This is a genomic window from Phenylobacterium sp. (assembly GCF_035309685.1).
Taxonomy (GTDB): domain Bacteria; phylum Pseudomonadota; class Alphaproteobacteria; order Caulobacterales; family Caulobacteraceae; genus Phenylobacterium.
In genome coordinates this window covers 43638-69225 of record NZ_DATGEX010000040.1, presented here as the reverse complement: position 1 = coordinate 69225, position 25588 = coordinate 43638, and the positions used below count along the sequence as shown (strand labels likewise).

The following is a 25588-nucleotide window of genomic DNA, read 5'->3' as shown; positions in this document are numbered from 1 at the left end:
GCGCGCCTCGCCAGCCCCGTCCGATGCTTCATGGAGCCCCAATGCCCGCCAGAGACCGCGTCGAAGCCTTTGTGCGTCTGGTGGAGGCCGCCGACTACGTGACCGCGCTCGAGCAGTTCTACCACGCAGACGCCTCGATGCAGGACAACCAGCAGCCGCCACGGCTGGGGCTCGAACGGCTGATCGCCGACGAACGGGCGACCATGGCGCGCTTCGCCCAGATGAAGACCGACCCCGTCACCGACCTGCTCATTGACGGCGACAAGGTCGCGATCCGCTGGAAGTTCACCTTCACGCCGGCCGAAGGGCCGCCGATGGTGATGGAGGAAGTGACCCTGCAACGCTGGGAGGGCGACCGCATCGCGCAAGAGCGCTTCTTCTACGACCCGCGCCAGACGCGGCCCGCGACCGCCTGAACGGACGTCGCCTCTATTGAGGCTTTGGTTTCTGCAGGCGGATTCGCTTCCCCGCCCAGACGCCATTCGCACCGCGCGACAACCGGTCCGGATAGGCTTTGGCCGGGTCAAGGTCACAGAGCTTCACTTTGAGCGCCGCGCCATCCCAGCCCTCGACATCGCAGCAGGGCGAATCTTCAGGCGCCGCCGCCACCGGAATGAGGCGGCCAAACTCGTCGGCCTCGAGGATCGTCAAACTGAACGATGACTCGAAGTCGCACTCGCCCATCGCCCAATGGCGCCTGTCCGCCGAGATGTGGGGTTCGGCGTCGAGCGTGACGACTGCGCCGCTACCGCGGCCGATTGCGAGCCAATAGCCGCCTTCGCCCTGCTCAAACTGGATCAACCAATAGTCCGCGGTTCCTCGCTGCGCAGGAACCTGAACCGCGCCGTGAAACGTCCAGCGGCGGCATGTGTAGAAGCCCTCGCAGACGCCGGCGTCGATAAACCGCAGCTGGATGCCTTCTTCCGTGTCGACCGTAAGAACATCGCCGCGTCGCCAAGCTCCGCCCTTGGCGAGCGTGTCCTGCCCGGAAAGACCCTGCACGGCCGCCAGGTCCTTTGCTTCCTGAGCTCGATCCGCCTGAGCGGCACGGTCCAGCTTCCCGTGTTGCTGGAGCACAAGCGCTTTCGGTTCAAAAGACCCGCATGCGGCGAGTAGCGTTGACAGGACCGCGAGAAGGCCAAAGGCTGCAAACCTTCGGCGAGCGTCGGCAACGCGTATTTGGAATTGTCGCATATCTGCGTCACCTTGCGTTTTGCGGCGCACAATTCTATCTTCTTTCCCCCCGGACGCCTGCGCCCGCGGCCGGCAACTGCGAACTTCCAACTAGGGCGAACTCGAGTCACCACCTTGATGGATAAAGTCCCGATGACCGCCGAGGGCTACCACGCCCTCGACGAAGACCTGAAGCGTTTGAAGACGATCGAGCGGCCTGCTGTCATCGCCGCGATCGGAGAAGCGCGTCTGCACGGCGACCTCTCCGAGAACGCCGAATATCACGCCGCCAAGGACCGCCAGGGCTGGATCGAAGGCCAGATCGCCGAGATCGAGGACAAGATGGCGCGCGCCCAGGTGATCGACGTGTCCAAATTGTCGGGCAAGCAGGTGAAATTCGGCGCCACCGTCTCGGTGATCGACGAGGACACCGAGGAAAAGGCCCGCTACCAGATCGTCGGCGAGCACGAGGCGGACGTCCGCCAGGGCCGGGTCTCGATCACCTCGCCGATCGCGCGCGCGATGATCGGCAAGGAAAGCGGCGACGTGGTCGAGGTGACCACGCCCGGCGGCGTCAAGGCCTACGAGATCACCAAGGTGGAGTGGGTCTGACAGACCGCCTCTCCCCACGGCGAAGCCGAGAGGGAGAGGGTAGGGAGAGGGCGGCTCGACCTGTCCGCTCCCCCGAAACCGTCGCGAGGACCCGGGGGCTATGGCTGAACCGCGAGCGCTGTGGGCCGCGCAGGAGCCGCCCTCTCCCTACCCTCTCCCTCTCGCTGCGCGGGGGAGAGGCGATTGAGCGCCGTCCCTGAACTGACCATCTGGGCCGTCTCGGACGGCCGCGTCGGCATCGAGGCCCAGGTCCTGGGCCTGGCGGAGGCCGTGGCGCGCCGGCGGCCGGCGAGCATCGTCGTCAAGCGGATCGGCTGGAAATGGGGCCTGGGGCGCCTGCCCTGGCGGCTGATCCCACGCTTTGCGCTCGCCGCCGATACGCCCATCGCCGCGCCCTGGCCGGACATCTGGATCGGCGCCGGCCGCGCCAGCCTGCCGCTCTCCACCCGGGTGGGCGCCTTCTCCGGCGGCAAAACCTTCGTCGTCCAGACCCAGGATCCCGGCGGGGCCACGCCGCTGCTCGACCTGGTGATCCCGCCGACCCACGACGAACTCGCGGGCGACAATGTGCTCGCCATCGTCGGCGCCCCCAACCGCATGAACGCCGAAGGCTTCGCCCGCGACCTAGCGCGGTTCGGCGCGGCGATCGATCCCCTGCCCCACCCGCGGGTGGCGATGATCGTCGGCGGCAAGTCCAACTCGCACGACCTGTCCCCCGACCGCGCGCGGCGCATGGCCGCCGAGGTGGCCCAGGCGGTCCAGGCCACCGGCGGCTCGCTGCTGGTCAGCTTCACGCGCCGCACGCCGGCGGCGGCCCAGGCGGCGCTGACCAAGGGCCTGGCCGGCGTTCCAGGCTGGATCTGGGATGGCGAGGGCGACAATCCCTACTTCGCCTTCCTGGCGGCGGCCGACATCATCCTGGTGACCGAGGACTCCACGAACCTGGCCACCGACGCGGCCACGACCGGCAAGCCCGTGCACGTGCTGGCTATGGATGGCGGCGGGCGCAAGTTCGAGCGGTTCCATGAAGATCTGGCGCGCCGCGGCGTGACCCGCCGCTTCGACGGCAAGCTTAGCCATTGGAGCTATCCGCCTCTGGATGAGACGAACCGGGCCGCCGCCGAGTTGTTGGCGCGCTTTGACGCACGAAAGACGTCGGCTCGGCAGTGACGGCGCCTTGCCACATGGTAAACGGGGCCGCAATTTAGCAAGACTTTGGCAACATCCTCGCGGCATGGTTCCCGGGGACATTTTTGAGTCGGGGAATCCACGTGGCCACCTTCTTTTTCGATTCGATGACGCAAGCGAACGCCGACGCGTTCAACCCTGCGAGCGACGCCATCGTCTTCCGCACCGGCTCGGCAAGCCAGGCCACGGTGATCTTCAACCCGCTGACGCTGAGCAGCGCGCCGAGCGTGACGCTGAGCTACGCGGGCAATTCGGTGACCTTCGCCAACGACGGCGCGGCGGTGCGCTTCCCGGCGACGCCTGCCTTCATCTTCCCCGACGCCTCGAAGCTGTTCATCGGCAGCGCGGGCGCCGACGGCACGCTTGGCGCGCAAATCACCGGCACGGCCGGCTCCGACGGCCTGTTCGGGGGCGCTGGCGACGACGTCATGAACGGCGGCTCGGGCGGCAGCGACCTGCTGCAGGGCAACCAGGGCGACGACACGCTCACCGGCGGCGTCGGGGCCGGAAACTCCAGCCTCAACACCATCTTCGGCGGCCAGGGCGACGACAGCATCATCCTGACCGGTTCCGGCAAGTCGGCGACCGCGACGAACTTCGCCCAGGGCAACCTCGGCAACGACAGCATCACCGGCTCGGCCAACGCCGACACCATCCTCGGCGGCAAGGGCAACGACACCATTTCCGGCGGCGGCGGCGGCGACTTCCTGGACGGCAACCTGGGCGACGACACCATCACCGCGGCCGCTTCCGCCACGGCGCACAACAATATCCTCGGCGAAGACGGCGACGACCTGCTGACCTCGACCGGCGGGGCCGGCATAGGCGGCGACACGATCAGCGGCGGCACGGGTGACGACACCATCAACGCCTCGGGCCTCGGCGGCCACTATGTGATCGACGGCGGCACCGGCAACGACCAGATCACCGGTCTGGGCGGCCACGACACCATCACCAACACCGCCGGCAACACCACGATCCACGACCTGGGCGGCAACGTCATCGTCACGGGCGCGGGCAACGACGCGATCACGGTGACCAGCGGCGGCAACTCCATCACCGCGGGCGACGGCTCCAACACGATCGTCGACGCCACCGACGCGGCGGGCGACACGATCACCAGCGGGTCGGGCCTGGCCACCATCACCCTGACCGGCAACGGCAACGACATCGTCTCCTTCGGCGCCAGCACCGTGAACAGCACCGTGTCCACGGGCGGCGGCGACGACACCATCACCGCCGGCGCGGGCAACGACATGATCACCGCCACGGGATCGGCCGTGATCTCCGCCGGCGCCGGCAATGACGTCGTCAGCACCGGCGGGTTCAGCAGCGTCGACGGCGGCGCCGGCAACGACCAGATCACCGCAACCGCCGCCCACGACACCATCACCGATGCCGCCGGCGACAATACGATCATGTCCGTTGGCGGCGACGACTCGATCAGCGTCGGCGCCGGCAATGACTCTGTGACCCTCACCGGGGGCGCGGGCCACAACGTCGTCAGCCTGGGTGAAGGCTCGAACACCGCCACGGACGCCGGCGGCAGCGACACCATCACCGGCGGCAGCGGCGGCAACCAGATCACCACCACCGGAAACGGCAGCGACAGCATCGCCACCGGCAACGGCGCCGACACCATCAGCTCGGGCGGCGGCACGGACATCATCAGCGCCGGCGCCGGCAACGACCAGATCACCTTCACCGGCCAGGGCGCGGTCCAGGGCGGCGACGGCGACGACACCATCACCGGCTCCAACACCGCCTCGATCATCGACGCCGGGGCCGGCAACGACCAGATCACCATGGGATCGGGCGCCGACACCATCACCGGCGGAACCGGCAACGACATCATCACCGCCGGCGGCGGCGGCATGGGCAACCACGACGTGATCTCCGGCGGCGGCGGAGCCGACACCTTCATCTTCGCGGCCGGCCAGTCGGGCGCCAATATCAACACCGCCGAGGTGATCACCGACTGGAACAACACCGATCACATTCAGTTCGGCGCGCTCGGCCACGCGGCCGGGGCCTTCTTCGGCGGCGACACCGTGACGGCGCCCAGCCTGAACGCCGGCATCGCGCAAGCGAACACCGACCTGGGCGCCCACATCTACGTCGCCCTCCAGGTGGGCAGCGATGTGGTGGTCTACATCGACAGCAACGCCGACGGTCACATCACCACGGCCGACGATGCGATCATCCTGACCGGCAAGGCCCTGGCGGACATCACGCTCGCCAACTTCATCTAGCGGATCGGCAAGAAAATCCGTTTCCCGCGGGGCCGCTCTTCGGAGCGGCCCTTTGCGTTTGGGCCTAGGGTGTCAGCCGTTGATTCGCCCTGATTCACCCTTGGGAGGCGACCGGTCATGAGCGGCCCCCGCATCCTCTTCGCCGTCGACGCCGGCCCGGCGGTCGGCGGCGGCCACGTCATGCGCTGCCTGACGCTCGCCCAGGCGCTGGAGGCGCAGGGCGCCAGCTGCCGTTTCGTGGCGCCGCCGGCGGTCGAAGCGATCCTCGACGCCTTCGCGCCGGAGACGGCCCGCACGCTCGCGGGGTCAACGGCGCCCGCCGATCTGGCGCTGGCCATGGCCGGCGAGATGTTCGACGCCGCGGTCTTCGACCACTACGGCCTGGCCGAGGGCGACCACCGGCCCATGGCCCAGGGCCGCCCGACCCTGGTGATCGACGACCTGGCCGACCGGCCGCTGGGCGCGGACCTCTTGCTGGACTCCGGCCCGGCGCGGCGGGCGGAGGACTACCTCGGCCTGACGCCGGACGGGGTTCGGCTGCTGCTGGGGCCGCAGTACGCCCCGGTGCGACCGGAGTTCGCCGCGCTCCGCGAGCAGGCGCTCGCCTGGCGCGGCGAGCCGGTGGGCCGGGTGCTGGTGTCGCTGGGCCTGACCGACGTCGACGGCATAACCGGCCGGGTGGTCGAGCGCCTGCGGCCCAAGGTCAGCGAGGTCGGCATCGACATCGTGCTCGGGGCCGAGGCGCCGAGCCTGGCGTCGCTCAGCAAGATCGCCCGGCGCGACACCCGCATCGTGCTGCACATCGACAGCCCGCACATGGCGCGGCTGACCGCCGAGGCCGACATCGGCATCGGCGCCGCGGGCTCGTCGACCTGGGAGCGCTGCACGCTCGGCCTGCCGACCCTGATGGTGGTGCTGGCCGACAATCAGCGGGCGGCGGCGCAGACGCTGGCCGAGCGCGAGGCCGCCCTGGCAGTCGACGCCGATGACTCGGACTTCGACGCCGCCTTCGACAGGGCGCTGCGCCGCCTCACCACCGATGCGGACCTGCGCCGGAGCTTGGCCAGCGCCAGCGCCGAGCTCTGCGACGGCCAGGGCGCGCCGCGCGTCGCCGAGGCCTTCCTGAAGATGATCGGCGCGCGCTCGAACTAGCCCGGCGGCCCGCCACCCGCGGCGGCGAACCGCGGCGGTCCTAATCCGCCGTTAACCGCAAACGTCCCACCCTGCCGGCTGGACTTTTGCCGGAAGGACTATGGGCTTGGCGTCGCCTCAGCTACGGCCGCACCCGCAACCGCAGGCCGAGCCGCGCGCGACGGTCGCGGTGGCGCGTCCGCGCATGCCCAACGCGCAGGCCGTGCTCCCCTATCTGCAGCGGATCGACGAGGCCCGCTGGTATTCCAACTTCGGCCCGCTGCTGACCGAGATGGAGCAGCGGCTGGCAGACCGTTTTTCGCCGGGAACCGCGGTGACCACCGTCGCCAACGCCACCCAGGCGCTGACCCTGGCCCTGATGGCCATGGGCCTGCCGCCCGGCGGCCATGTGATCGTGCCGGCCTGGACCTTCGTCGCCACCGCGCACGCGGTCGTGCAGGCCGGCTTGAAGCCCTGGTTCGTCGACGTCGATCCGCAGACCTGGATGCTCGACCCGGCGCGGGTCGCGGCCTTGCCGCAGCTGAACCCCGAGGCGGTCGCGGTGATCCCGGTCTGCGCCTTCGGCGCCCTGCCGGACCTGGCCGCCTGGCGCGCCTTCCGCGACCAGACCGGCCTGCCGGTGCTGATCGACGCGGCCGCGGCCTTCGACACGATCTCCGACGCCCGCCTGCCGGTGGTGGTCAGCCTGCACGCCACCAAGGTGCTGGGCCTGGGCGAAGGCGGTTTCCTGGCGGCGGAGGACGCGGCCCTCGTGCAACGGGTCCGCCAGCTCACCACCTTCGGCTTTCACGGCAGCCGCGAAAGCCTGGCGCCGGCCACTAACGCCAAGCTCTCCGAATACGCTGCGGCCGTGGGCCTGGCGGCGCTGGACAGCTGGCCAGGCGACCGCCTGCGCTGGATGCGCACCGCCCAGATGCTGCGGATCGCCCTGATCGGGCGGCCGGAGGTCAGGTTCCAGGACGGCTGGGGCAGCGACTGGGTCACCAGCGTGTGCACCGTCGGCCTGCCGGAAGGCTCGTCCGACCAGGTGGCCGCGGCGCTGCGCGACCACGGCGTCGACACCCGCCAGTGGTGGGGCGCGGGCTGCCACGCGAGCCGCGCCTTCGCCGACTGCCGGCGGGAGCCGCTGGCCGTCACCGATGCGCTGGCCGGCTCGACGCTGGGCCTGCCCTTCTCGATCGACATGGACGCCGACGAGATCGCCCGGGTCGCCCAGGCCCTGGAGCTGGCGCTCAGCCGCGGCTGACGCTGCCGCCGGCGGCGAAATCTTGCCGGCCATTAACCATTCCGTAGCCGCGCCGCCCGAGACTCAATGGACGCGGGCGCCACGGCAGGCGCCCGGTCGGTAGGCAGGCGCAATGCGGGACGTCGTCATCTTCGGAATGGGGCAAGTGGCGGAGGTCATCCACCACTATCTCACCGAGGAGGGTGGGCGGAACGTCGTGGCCTTCACGGTCGACGCCGCCTACCGCACCGCCGATCAGGTGTTCGGCGTCCCGGTGGTCGATTTCGAGAACGTCGAGCAGCGCTTCCCGCCGGCGACCCACGACATGTTCGTGGCCATCAGCTTCAAGGGCGTGAACAAGCTTCGCGAGGCGAAGGTCGCCGAGGCCGAGGCCAAGGGCTACCCGCTCACCAGCCACGTCAGCCCGCGCGCCAGCGTCTGGTCCAAGCTGGTGGTGAACCCCAACACCATCATCATGGAAAACAACGTCATCCAGCCCTTCGTGACGATCGGGCGCAACGTCATCATGTGGTCGGGCAACCACATCGGCCACCACACGCGGATCGGCGACAACTGCTTCATCGCCTCCCAGGCGGTGATCTCGGGCAACTGCGAGATCGGGGCCGGGACCTTCATCGGCGTCAACGCCACGCTGCGCGACAACATCACCATCGGGGCGCGCAACGTCATCGGCGCGGCCGCGCTGATCCTGAAATCCTCGACCGACAACGCCGTCTTCATCGGGCCCGCCACCGAGCCCGCCCGGGTCACCAGCGACCGGCTCCGGTCGATCTGAGGCGCGCGCGATGGGTTGGCGCATCATGGGGCGGATCTTCGACCCCGCCGAGCACGACTGGGCCGGCACCCACGCCCAGGTGCCGACCGCGCTCGTCTATGAGGACAAGGTGCGGGTGTTCTACGCCGACCGGTACGCGGACGGGCGCAGCTACACGACCTACCTCGACCTCGACCGCGGCGACCTGAGCCGGGTGACCTATTTCCACAAGGAACCGATCCTGGGCTTCGGCGCGCCGGGGACCTTCGACGACGACGGCGCCATGCCTAGCTTCGCGGTGCGCGAGCCGGACGGGCGCGTGCTGCTCTACTACAGCGGCTGGAACCGCGGCGTGACCGTGCCCTACCGCAACTCGGTCGGCATCGCGGTCAGCGACGACGACGGGGCGAGCTTCCGGCGGCTCTACGAGGGCCCGGTGCTCGAACGCAATCCGCTCGAGCCCTACATCGCGGTCACGCCCAGCCTGCTGAAGGAGGGCGAGCTTTGGCGCATGTGGTACATCTCCGGCGTCCGCTGGGTGGAGGTCGAGGGCAAGTTCGAGCCGGTCTACGTCATCAAGTACGCCTCCTCGCGCGACGGGGTGAGCTGGGACCGCCCCAACCACCTCTGCATCCCGCCGACCCATGACCGCGAGGCCTTCTCCCACCCCACGGTGATCCGCGACGGGTCGCTCTATCGGATGTGGTACTGTTTCCGGGACTCGGCGGACTATCGCGATGGCAAGGGCGCCTACCGCATCGGCTACGCGGAATCCGCGGATGGCCTGGACTGGCGGCGCATGGACGACGTCTGCGGACTGGACGTCGGCGGCGCGCCCTGGGCGTCGACCATGACCTGCTACCCCTTCGTGACCCAGATCGACGGCAGGATCGTCATGTTCTTCAACGGCAACGGATTTGGCCGGACCGGCTTCGGCTACGCCGTCCTGGAGGAAACCTAGATGAGCGATGAGGCGCCGGTCGAGGCCACCACGGCCCAGGGCGAGGCGCTGACCTCGCGCACCCGCCTGCGCGAGATGATGCAGGCATCGCCGCTCGCGCCCGACGAGCTGATGTTCAACCTGGGCCTCTACGTCCGAAGCTCGCTGCTGGTGAAGTTCCTGGTGCTGCATGACGTCTATCGGCGCATCCAGGCGCTGCCCGGCGCGCTGATCGAGTTCGGCACCTGGCGCGGCCAGAACCTGGTGCTGCTGGAGAACCTGCGGGCGATCCACGAGCCGTTCAACAAGCAGCGCCAGATCATCGGCTTCGACACCTTCACCGGCTATCCGGAAGAGGCCGGCATGGCGGCCAAGTCCACCGAGACCCACGGTGGCTATGACACCGGCGGCGCCTATCCGGACTATCTGGGCGAGCTCCTGCAGGTGCATGAGGCGATGAACGCCTTTGGCCATATTCGCGGCGCCCACCGGCTGATCGCCGGCGACGTCGTGGAGACCGCGCCGAAGTTCTTCGCCGACCATCCCGAGACCCTGGTGGCCTTCGCCTTCTTCGACATGGGCCCCTATGAGCCGACCATCGCGGCGCTGAAGGCCATTCGCCCGCACCTGATGCCGGGCAGCGTGATCCTGTTCGACGAACTGACCTGGGCCGGCGCGCCCGGCGAGGCGATCGCCTTCAAGGAGGTGTTCAAGGACGTCCGCTATTCCATCGAGAAGTGCCAGTTCTATCCGTCCAAGTCGCTGGTCACCCTGCTGTGAAACTGAACCTCAGCCTCGACGACTTCCGCAGTCAGATGGCCACCCGCGGCTGGGTGGTGTTCGAGGCCGCCGTGGGGCCCAAGCTGCTGGCGCGGATGACCGCGGATCTGGAAGCCGCCTGGGACGTCTGCCGCGCCATCCAGGTGCGCAATGGGGTCGCCAATGACGCCGATCGCACCGTCCACCACCTGATCGGCATCAAGCCGAGCTTCCTGGACTATGTCGACGAGAGCGAGGCGCTGGACCCCTATCTGGAGGCTTATTTCGGCGGCAAATACGTCCTCAACTCCTTCGGCGGCGCGATCAACACGCGCGGGCGGACCTCCTACGCCCAGCGGATCCATCGCGACATCCGCAGCTACTCCGGCGACATGCCGTTGCTGCTCAACACCCTGGTCATGCTGGACGCCTTCACGCCCGAGAACGGCGCGACCTTCATGCTGAGCGGGTCGCACCTGGCGGCCGAAAAGCCCTCGGAAGAGGACTTCTACGCCCGCGCCGAGCGGGCCGTGGGGCCGGCCGGCAGCGTGCTGGTGTTCAACTCCAACGTCTGGCACGCCGGCGGCGACAACACGACCGACCACACCCGCCGCTCGGTGACGCCGATGTACGCGCGGCCGTTCATCAAGCCGCAGTTCGACTATCCGAGGGTGCTCGGCTACGACGCCGGCGCGTCGCTGAAGCCCTATGCGCGTCAGGTGATCGGCTTCAACGCCCGCATCCCGGCCAATCTCGACGAATGGTACCAGCCGCCGGAGCACCGCATGTATCGGGGCGACCAGGGATGACCGCCGCCGCAGACGCCAGCCGCGACCTGAACCGCGAGTTCGCCGATACCGAGACGCGCAAGTACGCCTACGACTTCGACTACCGCATGCACGGCTACATGCTGCGCGCCTTCGAGGGCAAGCTGCCGGCCGGCCGCGCGCTGGAGATGGGCTGTTTCGAGGGCGAGTTCACCAAGCGCCTGGCGGCGATCTATCCGGACCTCACGACGCTCGAAGGCTCAAGCGAGCTGATCGCGGTGGCGCGCAAGGCCGCCCCGGCCGGCGTGAACTTCGTGCTGAGCCGCTTCGAGGACTTCGCGCCGGCGGAGCGGTTCGACGCGGTGTTCCTGACCCACACGCTGGAGCACCTGGACGAGCCGGTGGAGATGCTGCGCCGCATCGGGACCTGGCTGACGCCGACCGGCCGGCTCTTCGTGGTCGTGCCCAACGCGCATGCCGCCTCGCGGCAGATCGCCGTCGCCATGGGGCTGATCTCGCACCCGACCGCGGTGACGCCGGGCGAATATGAGCACGGCCATAGGCGCACCTACGACCTTGCAGGCCTGAGCGCTCACGTAGCCGAGGCCGGACTTCGCCAGGTGGAGACCGGCGGGGTGTTCTTCAAACCCTTCGCCAACTTCCAGTTCGACAAGCTGATCGCCAGCGGCGCCATCGCCGAGGACTACCTCGAAGGCTGCTTCAAGCTGGGCGCCCTCTACCCCGACCTCTGCGCAAGCATCTACGCCATCTGCGCCCCGAGCGGCGCCGGAGACCCCGCATGACCCAAGCCGCCCGCCTGGCGACGCCTAAGGCCCGTCCGTTCGTGGATCGCGAGAGCTACCTCAAGCAGGGCTACGTCATCGTCCGGGGCGCCCTGGACACCGCCGCGCTGGCGGCGATCAACAGCGAGATCAGCGACCTCTTCGCGGTGCAGCTGCGGCGCCTGGGCCTGCCGGTCGATCGCGGCGGCTCGCGCGAGGCGGTCCAGGCCAACGCCGCGCGGCTGCTGGCCATCGACGTCGAGGCCTATATCAACACCGCCCGCATGACCCAGATGCTGGCGTCGGCGCACCAGCTGATGGCGTCGGACGCCATCGTCGACATCGTCCGCGCGCTGGGCCTGAGCTTTCCGGTCATCTCGACGCGGCTCTCCAACCACATCATGTCCGACGTCCTGCGCATCCCCGGCGGCTACCACAAGTCGCCGCCGCACCAGGACTGGCGCAGCATGCAGGGCAGCCTGGACGCCGTCGTCCTATGGGCGCCGACCACCCCGGTCACCGAGCGCTCGCACCCGCTGCAGGTGGCGCCCGGCTCGCACCTGCTGGGCCTGCTCGACACCGTCGACCACATCATGACGCCGATGGTCAGCGACCCGCGCATCACCGAGGAGAGCTACGTCTCGCTCCCCATGCAACCCGGCGACGTGGTGGCCTTCTCCTCGTTCCTGGTGCACCGCACCGGCGAGACCGGCGACGGCCAGGTGCGGATCGCCTTCAGCACCCGCTACAACAACGCCGAGGAGCCGACCTACGTCGAGCACGGCTACCCGACGCCCTACAAATACTCCTACCGGACCGATCTGATCGTCCCCGACTTCCCCAGGGCTTGCGACATCGCGCGGATCTTTCCCGACGCTTCCGGCGAGGACTGACATCCGGCCATGACGGCCATCGCGATCATGCAGCCCTACTTCCTGCCCTACGCGGGCTATTTCCGGCTGATCGCCCAGACCGATCTCTTCGTGATCTACGACTGCGTGCAGTTCCCGCGCCGCGGCTGGCTGCACCGCAACAAGCTCACCGACGCCCAGGGCGCCGAGCAGTGGCTGACCCTGCCGCTGAAGCCCGCGCCGCAGGAGGTGCTGATCGCCGATCTGGAATTCGCCGACAACGCCGCCGACGCCCTGGCCGAGCGGCTGCGGCCGTTCCCGGTGGCCTCGCGCGACGGGCCGCACGCCGCGCTGCTGGCCCAGGTGCGCCGCGTCGAGGGCCGGCCGGCCGGCTACATCGCCGGCCTGCTGGAAGCGGCGTCGCGGCAGCTGGGACTGCCGTGGAATGTGATCCGCTCCTCTTCGCTGGACGTGCCGCAAAGCCTGCGGGGCCAGGACCGCATCCTGGAGATCGCGCGCCGGCTGGGCGCGACCCGCTATGTCAACGCGCCGGGCGGCCGCGACCTCTATGAGGCGCGGGCCTTCGCCGACGCCGGCATCGAACTGTCGTTCCTCGAGCCCTGGGCCGGGGCCGGCGGCTCGATCCTGCAGCGCCTCGCCGACGACGACCCGGCGGCGCTCGCCCAGCAAGTTCAACATGGTTAACGCCTCCTCAATCGGGCCCGTCGATAGTCGCCGCCAGACTTGGAGACGACGATGAGCGCGCTGGCGGCCCTTGAGGGCTTAGAGACCCCCGATCGGCTGGCGCAGGGCGTCGCCGCCTTCGAGGCCGGCGACCTCGCCGTCGCCATCGGACACCTGCAGGCGCGCATCATGGAGGCGCCGTCGGACTATGAGGCGCGCTACTGGCTGGCGACCGCGGCGGCCGCCGCCGGGGCCGGCGATCAGGCGGCCGGCCTGCTGGCCGACGCGCGCACCCTGCACGCCTATGCCGTGATGTCCGGCGCCGGGGTCGATGTCGCGCGCCTGACCACCGACAAGGCCTACGCCGCCCAGATCGGCGGCACGCTCTACGCCAACAAGTACATGGCCGCAGCCACCGAGTGCTATGGCCGAGCCCTCGACTTCGACAACCTCGATCCGACGCTGATGCTGAGCTACGGCCTGTCGCTGCAGCACCAGGGCCGCGCCCAGGAAGCGGTGGACGTGTTCACCGCAGCGTCCGAGGTGTTCGCCATCCCCTCGGTGCACCAGTTCCTGCTCTACCCGCTGCTGCTGGTGGAGAACCGCGCGGCGCGGGTGTTCGAGGAGAGCCGGCGCTGGGGTGAGCTCTACGCCCCGCCGCCGAGCGCCACGCCCCGGCCGTTCGAGAACGCGCGGACCGCCGACCGGCGCCTGCGGATCGGCTATGTCGGCCCAAGCTTCACCAAGAACCAGGTCGCGCCCTCGACGGTGCCGGTGTTCGAAGCCCATGACCCCGAGGCCGTGGAGGTCTTCCTCTACACCCCCGATCCCAGCGCCGAGGGGCCGCTGCCGGCCACCTGCACGGTGCGAGCGCTTGCCGGCCTTTCCGATCACGACGCCGTCGAGATGATCCGCCGCGACAAGATCGATATCCTGGTGGACGTCTGGGGCCACACGGCCGGCAGCTGCCTGCGGATCTTCGCCCAGAAACCGGCCCCGGTGCAGTTCGGCTGGATCAACTTCATGCAGTCCACGGGCCTCAACTGCATGGACTATGTGATGCACGCCGACTCCCTCGAGGTCCCCGGCGACGAGGCCTATTTCACCGAGGAGATTTGGCGCACCGGCGAGATCATGGCGCCCTACCGGCCGAGCGCCGAGCGGCTGCCGCCGGTCCCGACGCCGGCGCTGAAGAACGGCTATGTGACCTTCGGCTCGTTCAACAATCCGGCTAAGCTGAACGACGCCACCGTGGCGGCCTGGGCGACCATCCTCAAGGCGCGGCCCAACGACCGGCTGGTGCTGAAGTACGGCATGTTCGTCGATCCCGTCCTGCAGCGGGTGACCCAGGCTCGGTTCGCCGCCTATGGCGCGCGCCCGGGCCAGCTGGAGTTCCGCGGCCACAGCACCGGCGCCGACTACACCCGCGAGTTCCAGGACATCGACCTGGCGCTCGACCCCTCGCCCACGCCCGGGGGCACCACCACGGTGGACGCCATCGCCAACGGCGTGCCGGTGCTGGCGCTGAAGGGCGACGACTACTATGCGCGCTCGCCGCTCGCCCTGCTGCTGCCCTGCGGGCTTGGCGAGCTGGTGGCCGACAGCTGGGAGGCCTACGTCGAAAAGGCGCTGGCGCTGACCGGCGACGTCGCCGCGCTCGACGCGCTGCGCGCCCGCATCCGCCCGGCCTTCGACAACTCGCCCTATCGCGACGAGGTCGGCTTCACCCGCCGGCTGGAGGCCGACTACCGCCGCATGTTCCAGCGCTGGCTGGACAAGACCGCCTGAGATGAAAAGGGGCCCGGCGCCTGGCCGCGGCCCGCAAGGAGACCAGACCGTGAGCGCAGCCGCGCAACAGAGCTCGATGCAGAATTGGGAGGCGTACTACGCCAACCTAAAAGAGTCGTACCTGTTCCCCAACGAGTTCGTGGTGCGGACCTTCCTGGCGCACTACCCGAACCTCGACATGCCGCACAACTACCAGGGCGCGAAGGTCTGCGACGTCAGCTGCGGCGACGGCCGCAACCTGGTGCTGCTGAACAAGCTGGGGCTCGAGCTGTTCGCCACCGAGGTCAGCCCCTCGATCTGCGAGGTGACGCGCCAGAAGCTGGCGCAGCACAGCGACCGCATCGCCGTCGATATCCGCCCGGGCGTCAACTACGACCTGCCGTTCGAAGGCAATTTCTTCGACTACATGCTGTCCTGGAACGCCATCTACTACATGGCCGATGCGCAGAGCGATTTTCGCGACCACGTCCGCGAGCACGCCCGCATCCTCAAGCCCGGCGGCTATCTGGTCTGCTCGGTGCCAGGCCCCGGCTGCTTCTCCCTGAGAGGCGCGCAGGAGCTTGGGAACGACCTGATCCAGATCCAGACGGACTCGAAATGGAACATGCTGAACGGCACCATCTATCGCCGCTTCCGCGACTTCGAGGACATCGAGTCAACGTTCGGCGAGGGCTTCGAGGATTTCCGCCGCTGCACGATCCGGGACGACTGCTACGGCCTGCCCCTGGAATATTCGATCTTCGTTTGCCGTAAGAAATAGGACGACACGGTCGCATTTGCGCCCGCTCGCCGGCGCGGCCTCAGGGCCTGGCGGTGAGGTAGAAGGAGTAGTCGCGGCGGATCGCCGAGGGGTGGTCGAGCGCCGGGTCATAGGGCTCCTCGGTCACCTGGCTGAAGCCGTTGGCGAGCAGGGCCTTGGAGAGGTTCTCCGGATCCCAGATGTATTTGTGGGTGTAGGATTCGTAGACCGAGCGGCTGACCACGTCGGCGAAATTCCGCGCATATTCCGGATTTGCGTCGAGCAGCCTGTGGGTGTTGAGGCAGGTGTCCAGGAAGCCGGTGTCATTGGCCACATAGGCCTTAAAGGTCCCGTGGAAGTCGGGCATCTGGAACCGCGCCAGGCCATCGTCGCGCAGCACGCGGCGGCACTCGCGCATGAGATTGACCCCTTCCTCGTGGCGCAGATGCTCGAAGAAGTGGCTGGAGAAGACCACGTCGACCGACTTGTCCTCCAGACCCGGCAGCCCCTGGCGCAGGTCGTAGTTGAGGAAGCAGGTGGCGGGGTTGTAGCCAACCGGGGCGCCCGGCTGATAGTCGATGTTGAGCCAGCCGGGACGCAGGTCCGGACCGCAGCCCAGGTGGACTTTGCTGCGCAGCTCGGCCGGGATGTCGAGGGCGGCTTCGCGGCCGGCGAAGTTGGTGACGAAGCCGGTGGCTTCGTAGGTCGCCGCGCGCAGGGTCTCGGGCATGTTGGCGAACAGCGAGTTGCAGTAGGGCACCAGGTCCTTTTGCAGCGCCGCGTACTCGGGATCCAACTGGATGCTGACCTGGCCGCCGGCGTTGGCGAGCCGGCCGATCGACTGGCCGTTCAAGAGGATGCGGAGCAGGCCCTGCTCGGCGTCCATCGCCAACCAGACCTTGACCGATGCTTCAGACATTTTTCGTCCCTCAGATGTCGCGCGGCGCGTGACGGCGTCAGGGAGGGGCGATGGCGCGCGGCCTCCAGGAGTGCAGTGGAGCGTCGGCGATCATGGTTAACGGCTGTTGAAGGACAGCCGAGAATTCAGGCCTTCAGGACCGTGTTGCTCTTGATCGCCGCGGAGCCGTCCGCGGCCAGATCGGCGCGCGTGGACGTCATGCTGAGGGGGCCTTTCAGCGTCGCGTTGACCGCGTCCATGCCGGTCGGGCCGGCGTGCTTTTTGGCGATCAGATAGCGCAGGGAAATGCGCTCGTGGTCGGCGGCGCCCGGCTGGGTGCCGTGCAGGGTGCAGGCGTGCCAGATGGCGGCAAAGCCGGTGTCGCCGGTCAGCACCTTCTGGCGGGCCACCACGTCGCCGTGCTCGCCGTTGCGGTAGAGCCAGTCGGTGTCGCCGATGCGGGTCAGGTTGTGCGGGAAGACCGCGCCGCCCAGGACGTGGCTGCCCTCCAGCAGATAGAGCGGCGCGTCGGCGCGGCTGACCGGATGCAGGTAGATGTAGAGGGTGATGAAGTCGGCTTCGCGGGCCTTGTAGTCGATCAGGTCCTGGTGGAAATCGATGCCGTAGAAATAGGTCACATCGCGGTATTGCGGGCGCACATAGGCGCCCAGGTTGTTCACCGGATTGCCGAGGATGCGCTCTTTCAGCCAACCGGGCACGGCGCCGGCCGGCACCCCGCAGACCACCTTCTTGTTGAGGATCTCGTAGTCGGGGCCCAGCAGGGCGGTGATGCCGCCGACCAGCTGCGGATCGTGCTCCACGAAGCCCAGGCGGTCCTCGAAGCGCTCCAGGAGGTTGCGGCCCGGACGCGGATTGACGCCGGTGTACTGCGGGTCGGCGTCGAACTCCTCCTCGCTCAGGAACAGGCTCGCGCCGAAGTCGCGGGTGGCGCGGATGCGGCCCAGCAGGTCGGCGCAGGCGTGCTGGTCGATCGGCTGGTCGAACAGGTGCGCGCCATCGCGGATGAAGTCGTCGACCACGGTCTCGGCCAGCGGCGGCGAGGCGGCCGACGACGACAGGTCACGGGCTTGGCGCAGGGCGTTCATCGACGGTCTCCCGGAAACGGTACGGATGAGGCCGCGATTTGGGTTAATCCGCGGTTGCGTTTCGCGCCTTTCGCGGGGTCTTCAGGCCGGTTTGAAGCTTGTGGCGCACCTCGCGCTTCACCCGGGGCGCCAGGACCGCGTCCATCTCGGCCATGAAGCGCTCGACCGCCGGCCGGTCGCGCTGGGAGAGCGCGCGCAGCGCCCAGGAGAGCGCCTTGACCACCATGTCCTCGCGGTCTGGGGCCAGGCGGCGGCAGACGGGAAGCGTGCGCGCCGCGTCGCCCGGTCCGCCGGACGCCCGCGCGTTCAGCCCCACCGTCGCCACCAGGGCTGAGCGGCGCAGCCAAAGGTCCGGCGACCGGGACCAGGCCTCGACGCGCCCATCGGCGAGCCGCCCCTGCGCCCACAGCGGCCCGGTCAGGATCGTGCCGAGCGCGTCGACCGCATACCAGCTCTGGGCGCGGGCCGCGAAAGGCTCAATCTGGACTTCGGTGACGGCGGCGAAGGCGCCGGGATGGAAACGGATCAGTTCATAGGCGAGCCACTTGCCGGTCTGGCCGGAACGGGTTTCCAGAGCCGCGGCCGTGGCCAGAACCTCCTCCGCCGACGCCGCGCGGAGGGTCTTCGACCAATGCTTGCGAACGGCGCGCATCGACGGCGTGTCGCGCCGGGGCAGGTTGTCGAGGTCGCGGAGGATATCGGCCGCGGCGTCCATCGGCCTAGGCCAGCATGTCCCAGGCGAGCGCCTCGCCGCGGGTCAGGTCGCGGGCGGCGCTGCGGCCCAGCACCTCGTCGTAGTGGGCTGGCGCCAGGCCGTTGCCGGGGCGCACGGAGCGGACGTTGGCCTTCGTCAGCGGTTCGCCCGCCTTCACGTCGGCGACGACGTACAGCGAACGGCGGAACTGGCGATTGGCGCGCTCCGACCCCAGCAGGTCGTAGTGGGCGCGGCCGAGCGCGGTCCAGGCGTCCTTGCAGTCGCGCACCAGGCCGGCGAACTCCGCCGGCTCCAGGCTGAAGGCCGCGTCCGGCCCGCCGTCGGACCGCGCCAGCGTGAAGTGCTTTTCGATGACGCTGGCCCCCAGCGCCACCGCCGCCACCGAGGCCGCCGCGCCGTGCGTGTGGTCGGAAAGGCCGATGGGGCTTTCGAACCGCGCCGCCATGTCGGCGACCGTGCGGACATTGGCGTCGCAGAGCTCGGCCGGATAGCTGGAGACGCAGTGCAGCAGCACCACGCCCGCCGCGCCGGCCTCCAGCGCCGCGGTCCGCGCCGCCTCGATCTCAGCCAGGTTGGCCATGCCGGTGGAAATGATCAGGGGCTTCCCCTGCCGCGCCGCGTAGCGGATCAGCGGCAGGTCGACGGCCTCGAAGGAGGCGATCTTGTAGGCCGGCGCGTCCAGGCCGGCGAGCAGGTCGACCGCCGTCTCGTCGAACGGGCTCGAGAACAGGGTCACGCCCCGCTCGGCCGCGCGCGCGAACAGCGCGGCGTGCCATTCGTAGGGCGTCTGGGCCTCGCGGTAGAGCTCGTGCAGGCTGCGCCCGTCCCAGAGACCGCCGGTGATCTTGAACTCGGGCCGGTCGACATCGAGGGTGATGGTGTCGGCGGTGTAGGTCTGGATCTTGATCGCGTCGCAGCCCGTGGCCGCCGCCGCGTCGATCAGCTCCAGCGCCCGCTCCAGGCTGCCGTTGTGGTTCCCCGACAGCTCGCAGATCACATAGGGCGGATGGTCCGCGCCGATGCGGCGGCCAGCGATCTCGACGAACGGAGTCATGGGCCTGCCTCCACCACCGTCGCGCCGATCTCAAGGCTCGCGACAATTTGCGGCCAAGCTCGTTCAAGACGGGCAAGCAGAATAGATCGCTGCAGATTGCCGAAACGCAACCAGAGCACGGTTGCCGACGGCCGTCGCGCGACTGACCATTCGATGAAGTCGCGGTCCTTCGTGACGATCACCGATTGCGTCGCCAGCGCGTGATCCCAAATCGCTTGGTCGGACGCCGCGCCCATCCGAATCGTGCGGACATGTTCCGCCTCGTGACCCATGCCGGCCAGCCAGTGCGCGATGGCCTCAGGCAGTTGCTCGTCGACGAGGAACCTCACGCCGCGATGATCGCGGTCCCAGCGACTTGGTTGGCCGCGTAGACGAGCGACGCGCGGATGTCGTCGACCTCCAAGTCAGGGAACTCGTCGAGGATTTCCTCGGCGGTCATCCCGGATCCGAGCATCTCAAGAACATCCTGCACGCGAATACGAAGGCCCCTGATGCAAGGCTTTCCATGCATCTTTCCCGCATCAAGGGTGATCCGCGCCATCAGCTCGCTCATTCTCGGAGCATACCGCATCCTTGGCTGCCGAGACAGTCCTGGGGATCGAGGCTCCTAGAGCTTCGACGGCGGCGGCAGGGCGTCGGCGGCCTTGCGCGCGCCAAGCGTCAGGCCCAAGGCGACGCCGGTTCCAAGCCCTACCATGGCGACGCCCGAGAACAGCCGCAGGCCCAGCCCCAGCGCGACGCCCGCGCCCACGGCGGCCCCGACCAGGCCGATGACACCGGCGGTCTTCAATTCGTCTTGCATGTGGCGCTCCAGAATCGCACCTACATAAGGGCCATGTCCGAAGATCGTTCCTCCCCCCGCTCCGAACCGCGCTCCGTCCGCTGCCTGATCATTGGATCGGGCCCCGCCGGCTACACCGCTGCGATCTACGCCGCGCGCGCCCTGCTGAACCCCGTGCTGATCCAGGGTATCCCAGCGGGCGGCCAGCTCACCATCACCACTGACGTGGAGAACTACCCGGGCTTCGCCGAGGTGATCCAAGGCCCCTGGCTGATGGACCAGATGCAGGCCCAGGCCGAGCATGTCGGCACGGAGATCGTCAGCGACACGGTGCTCTCCGCCGACCTGTCGCAGCGGCCCTTCCGCCTGACCACCGACAGCGGCCAGGAATGGCTCGCCGAGACTCTGATCATCGCCACCGGCGCCCAGGCCAAGTGGCTGGGCCTGCCATCGGAGCAGAAGTTCCAGGGCTTCGGCGTCTCGGCCTGCGCCACCTGCGACGGCTTCTTCTACCGCGGCAAGCAGGTGGTGGTGGTCGGCGGCGGCAACACCGCGGTCGAGGAGGCCCTGTTCCTCACCAACTTCGCCTCCAAGGTCATCGTCGTGCACCGCAAGGACGAGTTCCGGGCGGAGAAGATCCTGCAGGAGCGCCTGTTCGCGCACCCGAAGATCGAGGTCATCTGGGACAGTTCCATCGACGAGGTGACCGGCGCGACCGATCCGATGGGTGTCACCGGCGTGCGGCTGAAGAACGTCAAAACCGGGGCGACCCAGGATGTGGCCTGCGACGGCGTGTTCATCGCCATCGGCCACGCGCCGGCCTCGCAGCTGTTCAAGGGCCAGCTGGAGATGGACGCCGCCGGCTATCTGAAGGTGAAGGCGGGCTCGGCCTCGACGGCGATCGAGGGCGTCTACGCCGCCGGCGACGTCACCGACGACATCTACCGCCAGGCGGTGACGGCGGCCGGCATGGGCTGCATGGCCGCGCTGGAGGCCGTGCGCTTCCTGGCCGAGGAGGACCACCGCAAGGCGCACCACCCGATCAGCCATCACGAGGCCGAGAAGATCGGCGTTTGGTAAGCCGGCCAACGGCCTAGTTCACAATCGCGCCTTAGTTCCCGGCCACGGAAACTTTGCCGCCTGCCCGCCTGTTGGGGAGGCGGGAGAGCTAGGACGCGATGCGCGACAGCGAACGATATGACGCCCAGGCGGATTCGGTCTTCCGGATGGCGGCGCGGGCGGCGAGCCCGGCGGAGAAGCAGGTCTACCTGAGCATCGCCGAAGGCTGGCGCAAGCTCGCCGCCGAGGCCGCGCGCAACGAGCGCCAGCCGACCCGCCCGCCGGAGCCGCGCAGCTTCGACTCCAGGTTCGACGACTGAACCTTTAGGGTCGGCGGATGATCCGCCCTGCCCGCCCCGCCGACCACGCCGCCATCGCCCAGGTGATCACCGCCGCCTTCGGCCAGGCCGACGAGGCCGACTTGGTGGCCAGGCTGCGCGCCGACGGCGACACGGTGTTCGAGCTGGTCGCCGAGGAAGACGGCGCGGTCGTCGGCCATATCTTCTTCAGCCGCCTGTGGGCGGACCGGACCGGGCTCTACGGCGCGCTGGCGCCGCTGGCGGTGCTGCCGGCGCGGCAGGGCCAGGGCGTCGGCGGTCAGCTGGTGAAGAGCGGCCTGGACTACGCGCGCGAGTTCGGCTGTCACGGCCTGCTGGTGCTGGGCGATCCGGCCTACTACGGCCGCTTCGGCTTCACCGCCGCGGCGGCGCGCGAGGTGAGCACGCCCCACTATGCCGGCCTGCCCGCCTTCCAGGCTCTGGCGCTGGAGGACGGGGCCTTTGCCGGACCGTTGGAAGTGACCTATCCCGACGCCTTCGCGGGCGGCGTCTAGAATTCGTCCTTGGTCGGCGCGGCGGGCTTGGCCGGATCGGGCGCGACGGCCTCGCCGCCCTTCTCCAGCGCCGTCAGGCGTTCGTTGATCTGCTTGACCTCGTCCGGCGTCGGCTGGCGGCGCGCGGCGTAGAGCGTGCCGGCCACGCGGGTGCGCTCGCCGGTCGCCGTCGTCGGATCGGCGACGCTGTAGGTGCGCACCTCGCCGGCCACCGCCAGCGTGATCTTGCGGTCAGGCGGGATGCCCTGGGCCTGCGGCGCCAGATAGCCCTGGGTGCGCGGGTCGAGGCTGGCCAGCAGCGCCGGCGAGAGCTCGGACTCCCGGCCCTCGTAACGGCCGGTAAAGGCCGGCGGCTCGCCCCACGGCCCGGTCCAGCGGTAGAAGATGTGCTGGCCGACCTGGGTCATCTTCACCAGCGTCGGGGCCCAGTAGGGGATCACATAGGCCGCGTGATAGTGCGTCGCCGAACCCACGTCCTTGTCGACGAAACCGGCCAGGGCGCGCTTGGCCACGTCCTGCGCCTGGCGCCACAGCACCGCCTGCGGCGTCCAGCGCAGCGCGCCGTCGCAGGTGAAGGTGAACTGGCAGCCGGTGGGCCGCGCCGAGCCCTGATAGACCACGCCGCAGATCGACTTCGGGTAGGCCGGATGGCGCACCCGGTTCAGCACCACCTGGGCGACGGCCTGCTGGCCGCGCACGGGTTCGCGGGCCGCCTCGTAGTAGATCGCCTGGGTCATGCAATGCAGCGCGCGCGTGCTGTCGTCGGCGTCGGCCCGCAGCACGAAGGGCCGCATCGGCCGGATCGGCAGGCCGGCGAACGGGCGCAGGTTGTTGAGCGCGACGGCGTCATCACCCTGCTCGGCCGGAATGCCCAGGTCCGGGACCTGGCGCAGGTCGAGGCTGCTCCAGCCCAGCGGCCGGCCCCAGAGGTCGGCGCGGCGCAGGCCGGGATCGTGACGCTGGGCGAGATCGAGGACCGCCGGCTGGAAGCCGGTCGTGGCGGCGAAGAGCGCGGTGTCCGACAGGCCGTGCGCGGCCATCGCCTGAGCGCTCGCCGGGGCGTGCGTCGCCGCCGGCGCGCAGGCGGTGAGCGCGGCGAGCGCGAAGACCATCGCCAGTCCGGCGCGGCTGCGTCTGTCCAACAGATCGGCGATCGGGTCGTCTTCCCTGCTTCAGCCAGCAATCTGGCCTGCTTCGACCAGCAACCTGGCCTGCCTCAGCCCGAAATCCCGAGCCAGCCGCGCCTCTACAGCCCTGGCAAGGCGCGGATTGGGCCGCATCCGGGCCAAAAGGTGCGCGGCGAAGGCGCCCAAGCGACAGTGCGCCGCGCGGCCAAGGGTCATATCCCCGGTTGCGCCTCGCGGCCAGCGCTCCCATGCTCGTTTTCGCAGGTCGGGCTTGCTCACTTTGGCCGGAGACGCCTTCGAATGACGCCATCCGAGTGGCCGCTGCGGTTCGTGCCGCGCCGGTCGCCACCGCTTTGGCGGGCCGCCCTGATCACTCTGGCGGCCTTCGCGGGCGCGATGGCGATCCGCGGCCTGCTGCTGGGCTGGGATCAGGCCGCCGGAATCTCGGCCACCTATTTCCCGGCCTTCATCATCGCCACGCTCTACGCCGGCCCGCGGTTTGGCTGGGGATCGCTGATCGCGGTCATGGGGCTGGGCTGGTTCGGCCCGAACGCGGTCATCTCGACGATTTCCCGCGAGGCCGTGCTCGCGCAGTTCGGCGTCTCCGGCGCCGCCACCGTGCTGGTCGCCGCGGGCCTGCGCGAGGCCCTGCTGCGGCTCGACGAGGCCAAGGCCGCCGAGGCGCAGGTCCAAGCCAGCCTGATCGCCACCGAGCAGCGGTTCCGCGTCCTGGCCGACAGCGCCCCGGTGCTGATGTGGGTCTCCAAGCTGGACGGCAGCCGCGAGTTCGTGAACCGCGCCTATCTCGAATTCCTCGGCCTCGACTACGACAGCGCCATGCGCTTCGACTGGCGCGCGCTGATCCATCCCGACGATCTGGAGCGGATGGCCGCCGAGGAGGCCGCCAGCGTCGCCAACGGCGGCGACTTCATCTGGGAGGCCCGCTATCGCCGGGCGAACGGCGAGTACCCCTGGATCCGCTCGATTTCGCAGCGGCGGTTCGCGCCGGACGGCGAACTCACCGGCTATATCGGCGTGGGCTACGACATCTCCGATTCCAAGCGCGCCCAGGCGGACCTCACGCGGATCAACGACCTGCTGGCCGAGCGGGTGCAGGCCGCGCTCAGCGAACGCGACGAGGCCGAAGCCGCGCTGCGCCGGGCGCAGAAGATGGAGGCGGTGGGCCAGCTCACCGGCGGGGTGGCGCACGACTTCAACAACCTCTTGACCGTGATCATCGGCGCGCTCGACCTGATGCAGCGCCACCCGGGCGACGCGGCGCGGCGCGAGCGGATGATCGAGGCGGCGCAGGGCGCGGCCAAGCGCGGCGAAAAGCTCACCCAGCAATTGCTGGCCTTCTCGCGCCGCCAGGCCCTGAAGCCGGAGCTGGTCAACATCGACGACCTGCTCATCGAGAGCGAACCCCTGCTGCGCCGCGCGGTGGGCGAGGCGGTCAGCCTGACCGTCACCGCCGGCTCGTCCGGGGCCATCGCCAACATCGACGCCAGCCAGTTCGAGGCGGCGGTGATGAACCTGGTGGTCAACGCCCGCGACGCCACCCCGCAGGGCGGCGGCATCCGGGTCGAGACCCACACCTGCGCGCTCGCGGCCGGCGAGGCCGAGGACGCGCCGGCCGGCGACTACCTCTGCGTCGCGGTGCACGACACCGGCGAGGGCATGGACGCGGCGACCGTGGCCCGGGTCTTCGAGCCGTTCTTCACCACCAAGGAGCCGGGGCGCGGCACAGGCCTGGGGCTGAGCCAGGTCTACGGCTTCGCGCGCCAGAGCGGCGGGGCGGTGACCGTCGACTCCGCGCCCGGCAAGGGCGCCACGGTGCGCATCTACCTGCCGCTGGCGCAGGCCAGCGCCCAGCGCGCGGCTGCGTCTGACGAGACGGCGACTTCGGACCACGGGCCGGCGCGCCGCATCCTGCTGGTCGAGGACGACGCCAGCGTCGGCGAAATGGTCGAGGCCATGCTCGCCGACCTCGGCCACGAGGTGCTGCGCGCCGAGGCCGCTGCGCCGGCGCTGAGCATCCTGGAAGCGCCCGGCCGCATCGACCTGATGCTGACCGATCTGATCATGCCGGGCGGCATGAACGGCGTTGAGCTGGCGCATGCCGCCGTGGCGCTGCGGCCCGGGCTGCCGGTGATCCTGACGTCCGGCTATACGGGCGAGGCCCTGGGCGCGGCGGCCGAAGCCCCCTGGCCCCTGCTCGCCAAGCCCTACCCCGCCGAGGCGCTCGCCGCGATCATCGATGCGGTGATGGGCAAGACGACCGCCGCCGCCTGAATCCCAAAACCGCCTGTCACCGTTCGTGACTTGCGCC

28 protein-coding genes are annotated in these 25588 nt (G+C 69.4%); 19 read left to right on the top strand and 9 right to left on the bottom strand.

The window, feature by feature from the left end; translation table 11 throughout:
- The first annotated feature begins 41 nt into the window (after positions 1-41).
- Positions 42-416, top strand: coding sequence for a nuclear transport factor 2 family protein (locus VKQ35_RS12890; RefSeq protein WP_324362197.1), 375 nt, complete (start codon positions 42-44; stop codon positions 414-416).
- A 13-nt stretch (positions 417-429) separates the two neighbouring features.
- Here the strand turns inward: VKQ35_RS12890 and VKQ35_RS12885 are convergent, their stop codons facing one another.
- Positions 430-1077 carry a hypothetical protein gene (locus VKQ35_RS12885; RefSeq protein WP_324362195.1) on the bottom strand — a complete coding sequence of 216 codons (648 nt, stop codon included), beginning with the start codon at positions 1075-1077 and terminating at the stop codon, positions 430-432.
- A 234-nt stretch (positions 1078-1311) separates the two neighbouring features.
- Between VKQ35_RS12885 and greA the strand changes: the two genes are divergently transcribed.
- The 14 genes from greA to VKQ35_RS12815 all read left to right on the top strand — a co-directional run bounded on the left by greA (position 1312) and on the right by VKQ35_RS12815 (position 15708).
- Positions 1312-1785: a transcription elongation factor GreA gene (gene greA, locus VKQ35_RS12880; protein ID WP_324362193.1), complete on the top strand. Its 474-nt coding sequence runs from the start codon at positions 1312-1314 to the stop codon at positions 1783-1785.
- Positions 1786-1968: 183 nt separating this feature from the next.
- Complete coding sequence (locus tag VKQ35_RS12875; RefSeq protein ID WP_324362191.1) at positions 1969-2955, top strand: mitochondrial fission ELM1 family protein; 987 nt, start codon at positions 1969-1971, stop codon at positions 2953-2955.
- A 101-nt stretch (positions 2956-3056) separates the two neighbouring features.
- Positions 3057-5225 (top strand): calcium-binding protein, encoded by a 2169-nt coding sequence (locus VKQ35_RS12870; protein WP_324362190.1) that lies wholly within the window; start codon positions 3057-3059, stop codon positions 5223-5225.
- Between the two features lie 117 nt (positions 5226-5342).
- Positions 5343-6377, top strand: coding sequence for a UDP-2,4-diacetamido-2,4,6-trideoxy-beta-L-altropyranose hydrolase (gene pseG / locus VKQ35_RS12865; RefSeq protein WP_324362188.1), 1035 nt, complete (start codon positions 5343-5345; stop codon positions 6375-6377).
- Between the two features lie 106 nt (positions 6378-6483).
- Complete coding sequence (locus VKQ35_RS12860; protein WP_324362185.1) at positions 6484-7623, top strand: DegT/DnrJ/EryC1/StrS family aminotransferase; 1140 nt, start codon at positions 6484-6486, stop codon at positions 7621-7623.
- A gap of 112 nt (positions 7624-7735) precedes the next feature.
- Entirely contained in the window at positions 7736-8398 is a 663-nt protein-coding gene (locus VKQ35_RS12855; RefSeq protein WP_324362183.1) for an acetyltransferase, read from the top strand.
- Positions 8399-8408: 10 nt separating this feature from the next.
- Positions 8409-9338, top strand: a complete 930-nt coding sequence (locus VKQ35_RS12850; protein ID WP_324362181.1) for a hypothetical protein — start codon at positions 8409-8411, stop codon at positions 9336-9338.
- Positions 9339-10097 carry a TylF/MycF/NovP-related O-methyltransferase gene (locus VKQ35_RS12845; protein WP_324362179.1) on the top strand — a complete coding sequence of 253 codons (759 nt, stop codon included), beginning with the start codon at positions 9339-9341 and terminating at the stop codon, positions 10095-10097. It begins immediately after the preceding gene.
- Positions 10094-10885 (top strand): phytanoyl-CoA dioxygenase family protein, encoded by a 792-nt coding sequence (locus VKQ35_RS12840; RefSeq protein WP_324362177.1) that lies wholly within the window; start codon positions 10094-10096, stop codon positions 10883-10885. Before VKQ35_RS12845 ends, VKQ35_RS12840 begins: the two co-directional genes overlap by 4 nt.
- The gene (locus tag VKQ35_RS12835) at positions 10882-11646 is read left to right on the top strand and encodes a class I SAM-dependent methyltransferase (protein ID WP_324362175.1); all 765 of its coding nucleotides are present in this window, start codon (positions 10882-10884) and stop codon (positions 11644-11646) included. Before VKQ35_RS12840 ends, VKQ35_RS12835 begins: the two co-directional genes overlap by 4 nt.
- Positions 11643-12518, top strand: coding sequence for a phytanoyl-CoA dioxygenase family protein (locus VKQ35_RS12830; RefSeq protein ID WP_324362173.1), 876 nt, complete (start codon positions 11643-11645; stop codon positions 12516-12518). The genes VKQ35_RS12835 and VKQ35_RS12830 overlap by 4 nt, the downstream gene beginning before the upstream one ends.
- 9 nt (positions 12519-12527) lie before the next feature.
- Positions 12528-13181 carry a WbqC family protein gene (locus VKQ35_RS12825; protein ID WP_324362171.1) on the top strand — a complete coding sequence of 218 codons (654 nt, stop codon included), beginning with the start codon at positions 12528-12530 and terminating at the stop codon, positions 13179-13181.
- 51 nt (positions 13182-13232) lie between these two features.
- On the top strand, positions 13233-14948 hold the full coding sequence (locus tag VKQ35_RS12820; protein WP_324362169.1) for a hypothetical protein: 1716 nt from the start codon (positions 13233-13235) through the stop codon (positions 14946-14948).
- 49 nt (positions 14949-14997) lie between these two features.
- Positions 14998-15708 carry a class I SAM-dependent methyltransferase gene (locus VKQ35_RS12815; protein ID WP_324362167.1) on the top strand — a complete coding sequence of 237 codons (711 nt, stop codon included), beginning with the start codon at positions 14998-15000 and terminating at the stop codon, positions 15706-15708.
- A 40-nt stretch (positions 15709-15748) separates the two neighbouring features.
- Here the strand turns inward: VKQ35_RS12815 and VKQ35_RS12810 are convergent, their stop codons facing one another.
- The 7 genes from VKQ35_RS12810 to VKQ35_RS12780 all read right to left on the bottom strand — a co-directional run bounded on the left by VKQ35_RS12810 (position 15749) and on the right by VKQ35_RS12780 (position 20262).
- Positions 15749-16606 (bottom strand): class I SAM-dependent methyltransferase, encoded by an 858-nt coding sequence (locus tag VKQ35_RS12810; RefSeq protein ID WP_324362165.1) that lies wholly within the window; start codon positions 16604-16606, stop codon positions 15749-15751.
- Positions 16607-16731: 125 nt separating this feature from the next.
- Complete coding sequence (locus VKQ35_RS12805; RefSeq protein ID WP_324362163.1) at positions 16732-17691, bottom strand: hypothetical protein; 960 nt, start codon at positions 17689-17691, stop codon at positions 16732-16734.
- Positions 17692-17734: 43 nt separating this feature from the next.
- Positions 17735-18406: a DNA alkylation repair protein gene (locus VKQ35_RS12800; RefSeq protein ID WP_324362161.1), complete on the bottom strand. Its 672-nt coding sequence runs from the start codon at positions 18404-18406 to the stop codon at positions 17735-17737.
- A 4-nt stretch (positions 18407-18410) separates the two neighbouring features.
- A complete protein-coding gene (pseI, locus tag VKQ35_RS12795) occupies positions 18411-19460 on the bottom strand; it encodes a pseudaminic acid synthase (protein WP_324362159.1) in 1050 nt (349 codons plus the stop codon).
- A complete protein-coding gene (locus VKQ35_RS12790; RefSeq protein ID WP_324362157.1) occupies positions 19457-19789 on the bottom strand; it encodes a DUF5615 family PIN-like protein in 333 nt (110 codons plus the stop codon). The genes pseI and VKQ35_RS12790 overlap by 4 nt, the downstream gene beginning before the upstream one ends.
- On the bottom strand, positions 19786-20013 hold the full coding sequence (locus VKQ35_RS12785; RefSeq protein WP_324362155.1) for a DUF433 domain-containing protein: 228 nt from the start codon (positions 20011-20013) through the stop codon (positions 19786-19788). Before VKQ35_RS12785 ends, VKQ35_RS12790 begins: the two co-directional genes overlap by 4 nt.
- Positions 20014-20067: 54 nt before the next feature.
- Complete coding sequence (locus VKQ35_RS12780) at positions 20068-20262, bottom strand: hypothetical protein (protein ID WP_324362153.1); 195 nt, start codon at positions 20260-20262, stop codon at positions 20068-20070.
- Between the two features lie 33 nt (positions 20263-20295).
- Here VKQ35_RS12780 and trxB point away from each other — a divergent pair, with 33 nt between their 5' ends.
- From trxB to VKQ35_RS12765, 3 genes are all read left to right on the top strand, one after another.
- Positions 20296-21321, top strand: coding sequence for a thioredoxin-disulfide reductase (gene trxB, locus VKQ35_RS12775; protein ID WP_324362151.1), 1026 nt, complete (start codon positions 20296-20298; stop codon positions 21319-21321).
- A gap of 98 nt (positions 21322-21419) precedes the next feature.
- Positions 21420-21620 carry a hypothetical protein gene (locus tag VKQ35_RS12770; RefSeq protein ID WP_324362149.1) on the top strand — a complete coding sequence of 67 codons (201 nt, stop codon included), beginning with the start codon at positions 21420-21422 and terminating at the stop codon, positions 21618-21620.
- Positions 21621-21637: 17 nt separating this feature from the next.
- Positions 21638-22132 (top strand): N-acetyltransferase, encoded by a 495-nt coding sequence (locus tag VKQ35_RS12765; protein ID WP_324362148.1) that lies wholly within the window; start codon positions 21638-21640, stop codon positions 22130-22132.
- On the opposite strand, the gene VKQ35_RS12760 is transcribed toward VKQ35_RS12765, so the two are convergent.
- Complete coding sequence (locus VKQ35_RS12760) at positions 22129-23274, bottom strand: cell wall hydrolase (RefSeq protein ID WP_324362146.1); 1146 nt, start codon at positions 23272-23274, stop codon at positions 22129-22131. The genes VKQ35_RS12765 and VKQ35_RS12760 overlap by 4 nt on opposite strands.
- 285 nt (positions 23275-23559) lie before the next feature.
- Here VKQ35_RS12760 and VKQ35_RS12755 point away from each other — a divergent pair, with 285 nt between their 5' ends.
- Positions 23560-25551 (top strand): ATP-binding protein, encoded by a 1992-nt coding sequence (locus VKQ35_RS12755; protein ID WP_324362144.1) that lies wholly within the window; start codon positions 23560-23562, stop codon positions 25549-25551.
- Positions 25552-25588: the final 37 nt, after the last annotated feature.

Excerpts from the sequence above, each read along its gene's own strand:
- VKQ35_RS12805 (WP_324362163.1), bottom strand. The coding sequence starts at position 17,691 with ATGAACGCCCTGCGCCAAGCCCGTGACCTGTCGTCGTCGGCCGCCTCG.
- VKQ35_RS12800 (WP_324362161.1), bottom strand. The coding sequence starts at position 18,406 with ATGGACGCCGCGGCCGATATCCTCCGCGACCTCGACAACCTGCCCCGG.
- VKQ35_RS12770 (WP_324362149.1), top strand. The coding sequence starts at position 21,420 with ATGCGCGACAGCGAACGATATGACGCCCAGGCGGATTCGGTCTTCCGG.
- VKQ35_RS12845 (WP_324362179.1), top strand. The coding sequence starts at position 9,339 with ATGAGCGATGAGGCGCCGGTCGAGGCCACCACGGCCCAGGGCGAGGCG.
- VKQ35_RS12780 (WP_324362153.1), bottom strand. The coding sequence starts at position 20,262 with ATGCAAGACGAATTGAAGACCGCCGGTGTCATCGGCCTGGTCGGGGCC.
- VKQ35_RS12850 (WP_324362181.1), top strand. The coding sequence starts at position 8,409 with ATGGGTTGGCGCATCATGGGGCGGATCTTCGACCCCGCCGAGCACGAC.
- pseI (WP_324362159.1), bottom strand. The coding sequence starts at position 19,460 with ATGACTCCGTTCGTCGAGATCGCTGGCCGCCGCATCGGCGCGGACCAT.
- VKQ35_RS12855 (WP_324362183.1), top strand. The coding sequence starts at position 7,736 with ATGCGGGACGTCGTCATCTTCGGAATGGGGCAAGTGGCGGAGGTCATC.
- pseG (WP_324362188.1), top strand. The coding sequence starts at position 5,343 with ATGAGCGGCCCCCGCATCCTCTTCGCCGTCGACGCCGGCCCGGCGGTC.
- trxB (WP_324362151.1), top strand. The coding sequence starts at position 20,296 with ATGTCCGAAGATCGTTCCTCCCCCCGCTCCGAACCGCGCTCCGTCCGC.
- VKQ35_RS12810 (WP_324362165.1), bottom strand. The coding sequence starts at position 16,606 with ATGTCTGAAGCATCGGTCAAGGTCTGGTTGGCGATGGACGCCGAGCAG.
- VKQ35_RS12820 (WP_324362169.1), top strand. The coding sequence starts at position 13,233 with ATGAGCGCGCTGGCGGCCCTTGAGGGCTTAGAGACCCCCGATCGGCTG.
- VKQ35_RS12825 (WP_324362171.1), top strand. The coding sequence starts at position 12,528 with ATGACGGCCATCGCGATCATGCAGCCCTACTTCCTGCCCTACGCGGGC.
- VKQ35_RS12765 (WP_324362148.1), top strand. The coding sequence starts at position 21,638 with ATGATCCGCCCTGCCCGCCCCGCCGACCACGCCGCCATCGCCCAGGTG.
- VKQ35_RS12835 (WP_324362175.1), top strand. The coding sequence starts at position 10,882 with ATGACCGCCGCCGCAGACGCCAGCCGCGACCTGAACCGCGAGTTCGCC.
- VKQ35_RS12830 (WP_324362173.1), top strand. The coding sequence starts at position 11,643 with ATGACCCAAGCCGCCCGCCTGGCGACGCCTAAGGCCCGTCCGTTCGTG.
- VKQ35_RS12755 (WP_324362144.1), top strand. The coding sequence starts at position 23,560 with ATGACGCCATCCGAGTGGCCGCTGCGGTTCGTGCCGCGCCGGTCGCCA.
- VKQ35_RS12785 (WP_324362155.1), bottom strand. The coding sequence starts at position 20,013 with ATGAGCGAGCTGATGGCGCGGATCACCCTTGATGCGGGAAAGATGCAT.
- VKQ35_RS12890 (WP_324362197.1), top strand. The coding sequence starts at position 42 with ATGCCCGCCAGAGACCGCGTCGAAGCCTTTGTGCGTCTGGTGGAGGCC.
- greA (WP_324362193.1), top strand. The coding sequence starts at position 1,312 with ATGGATAAAGTCCCGATGACCGCCGAGGGCTACCACGCCCTCGACGAA.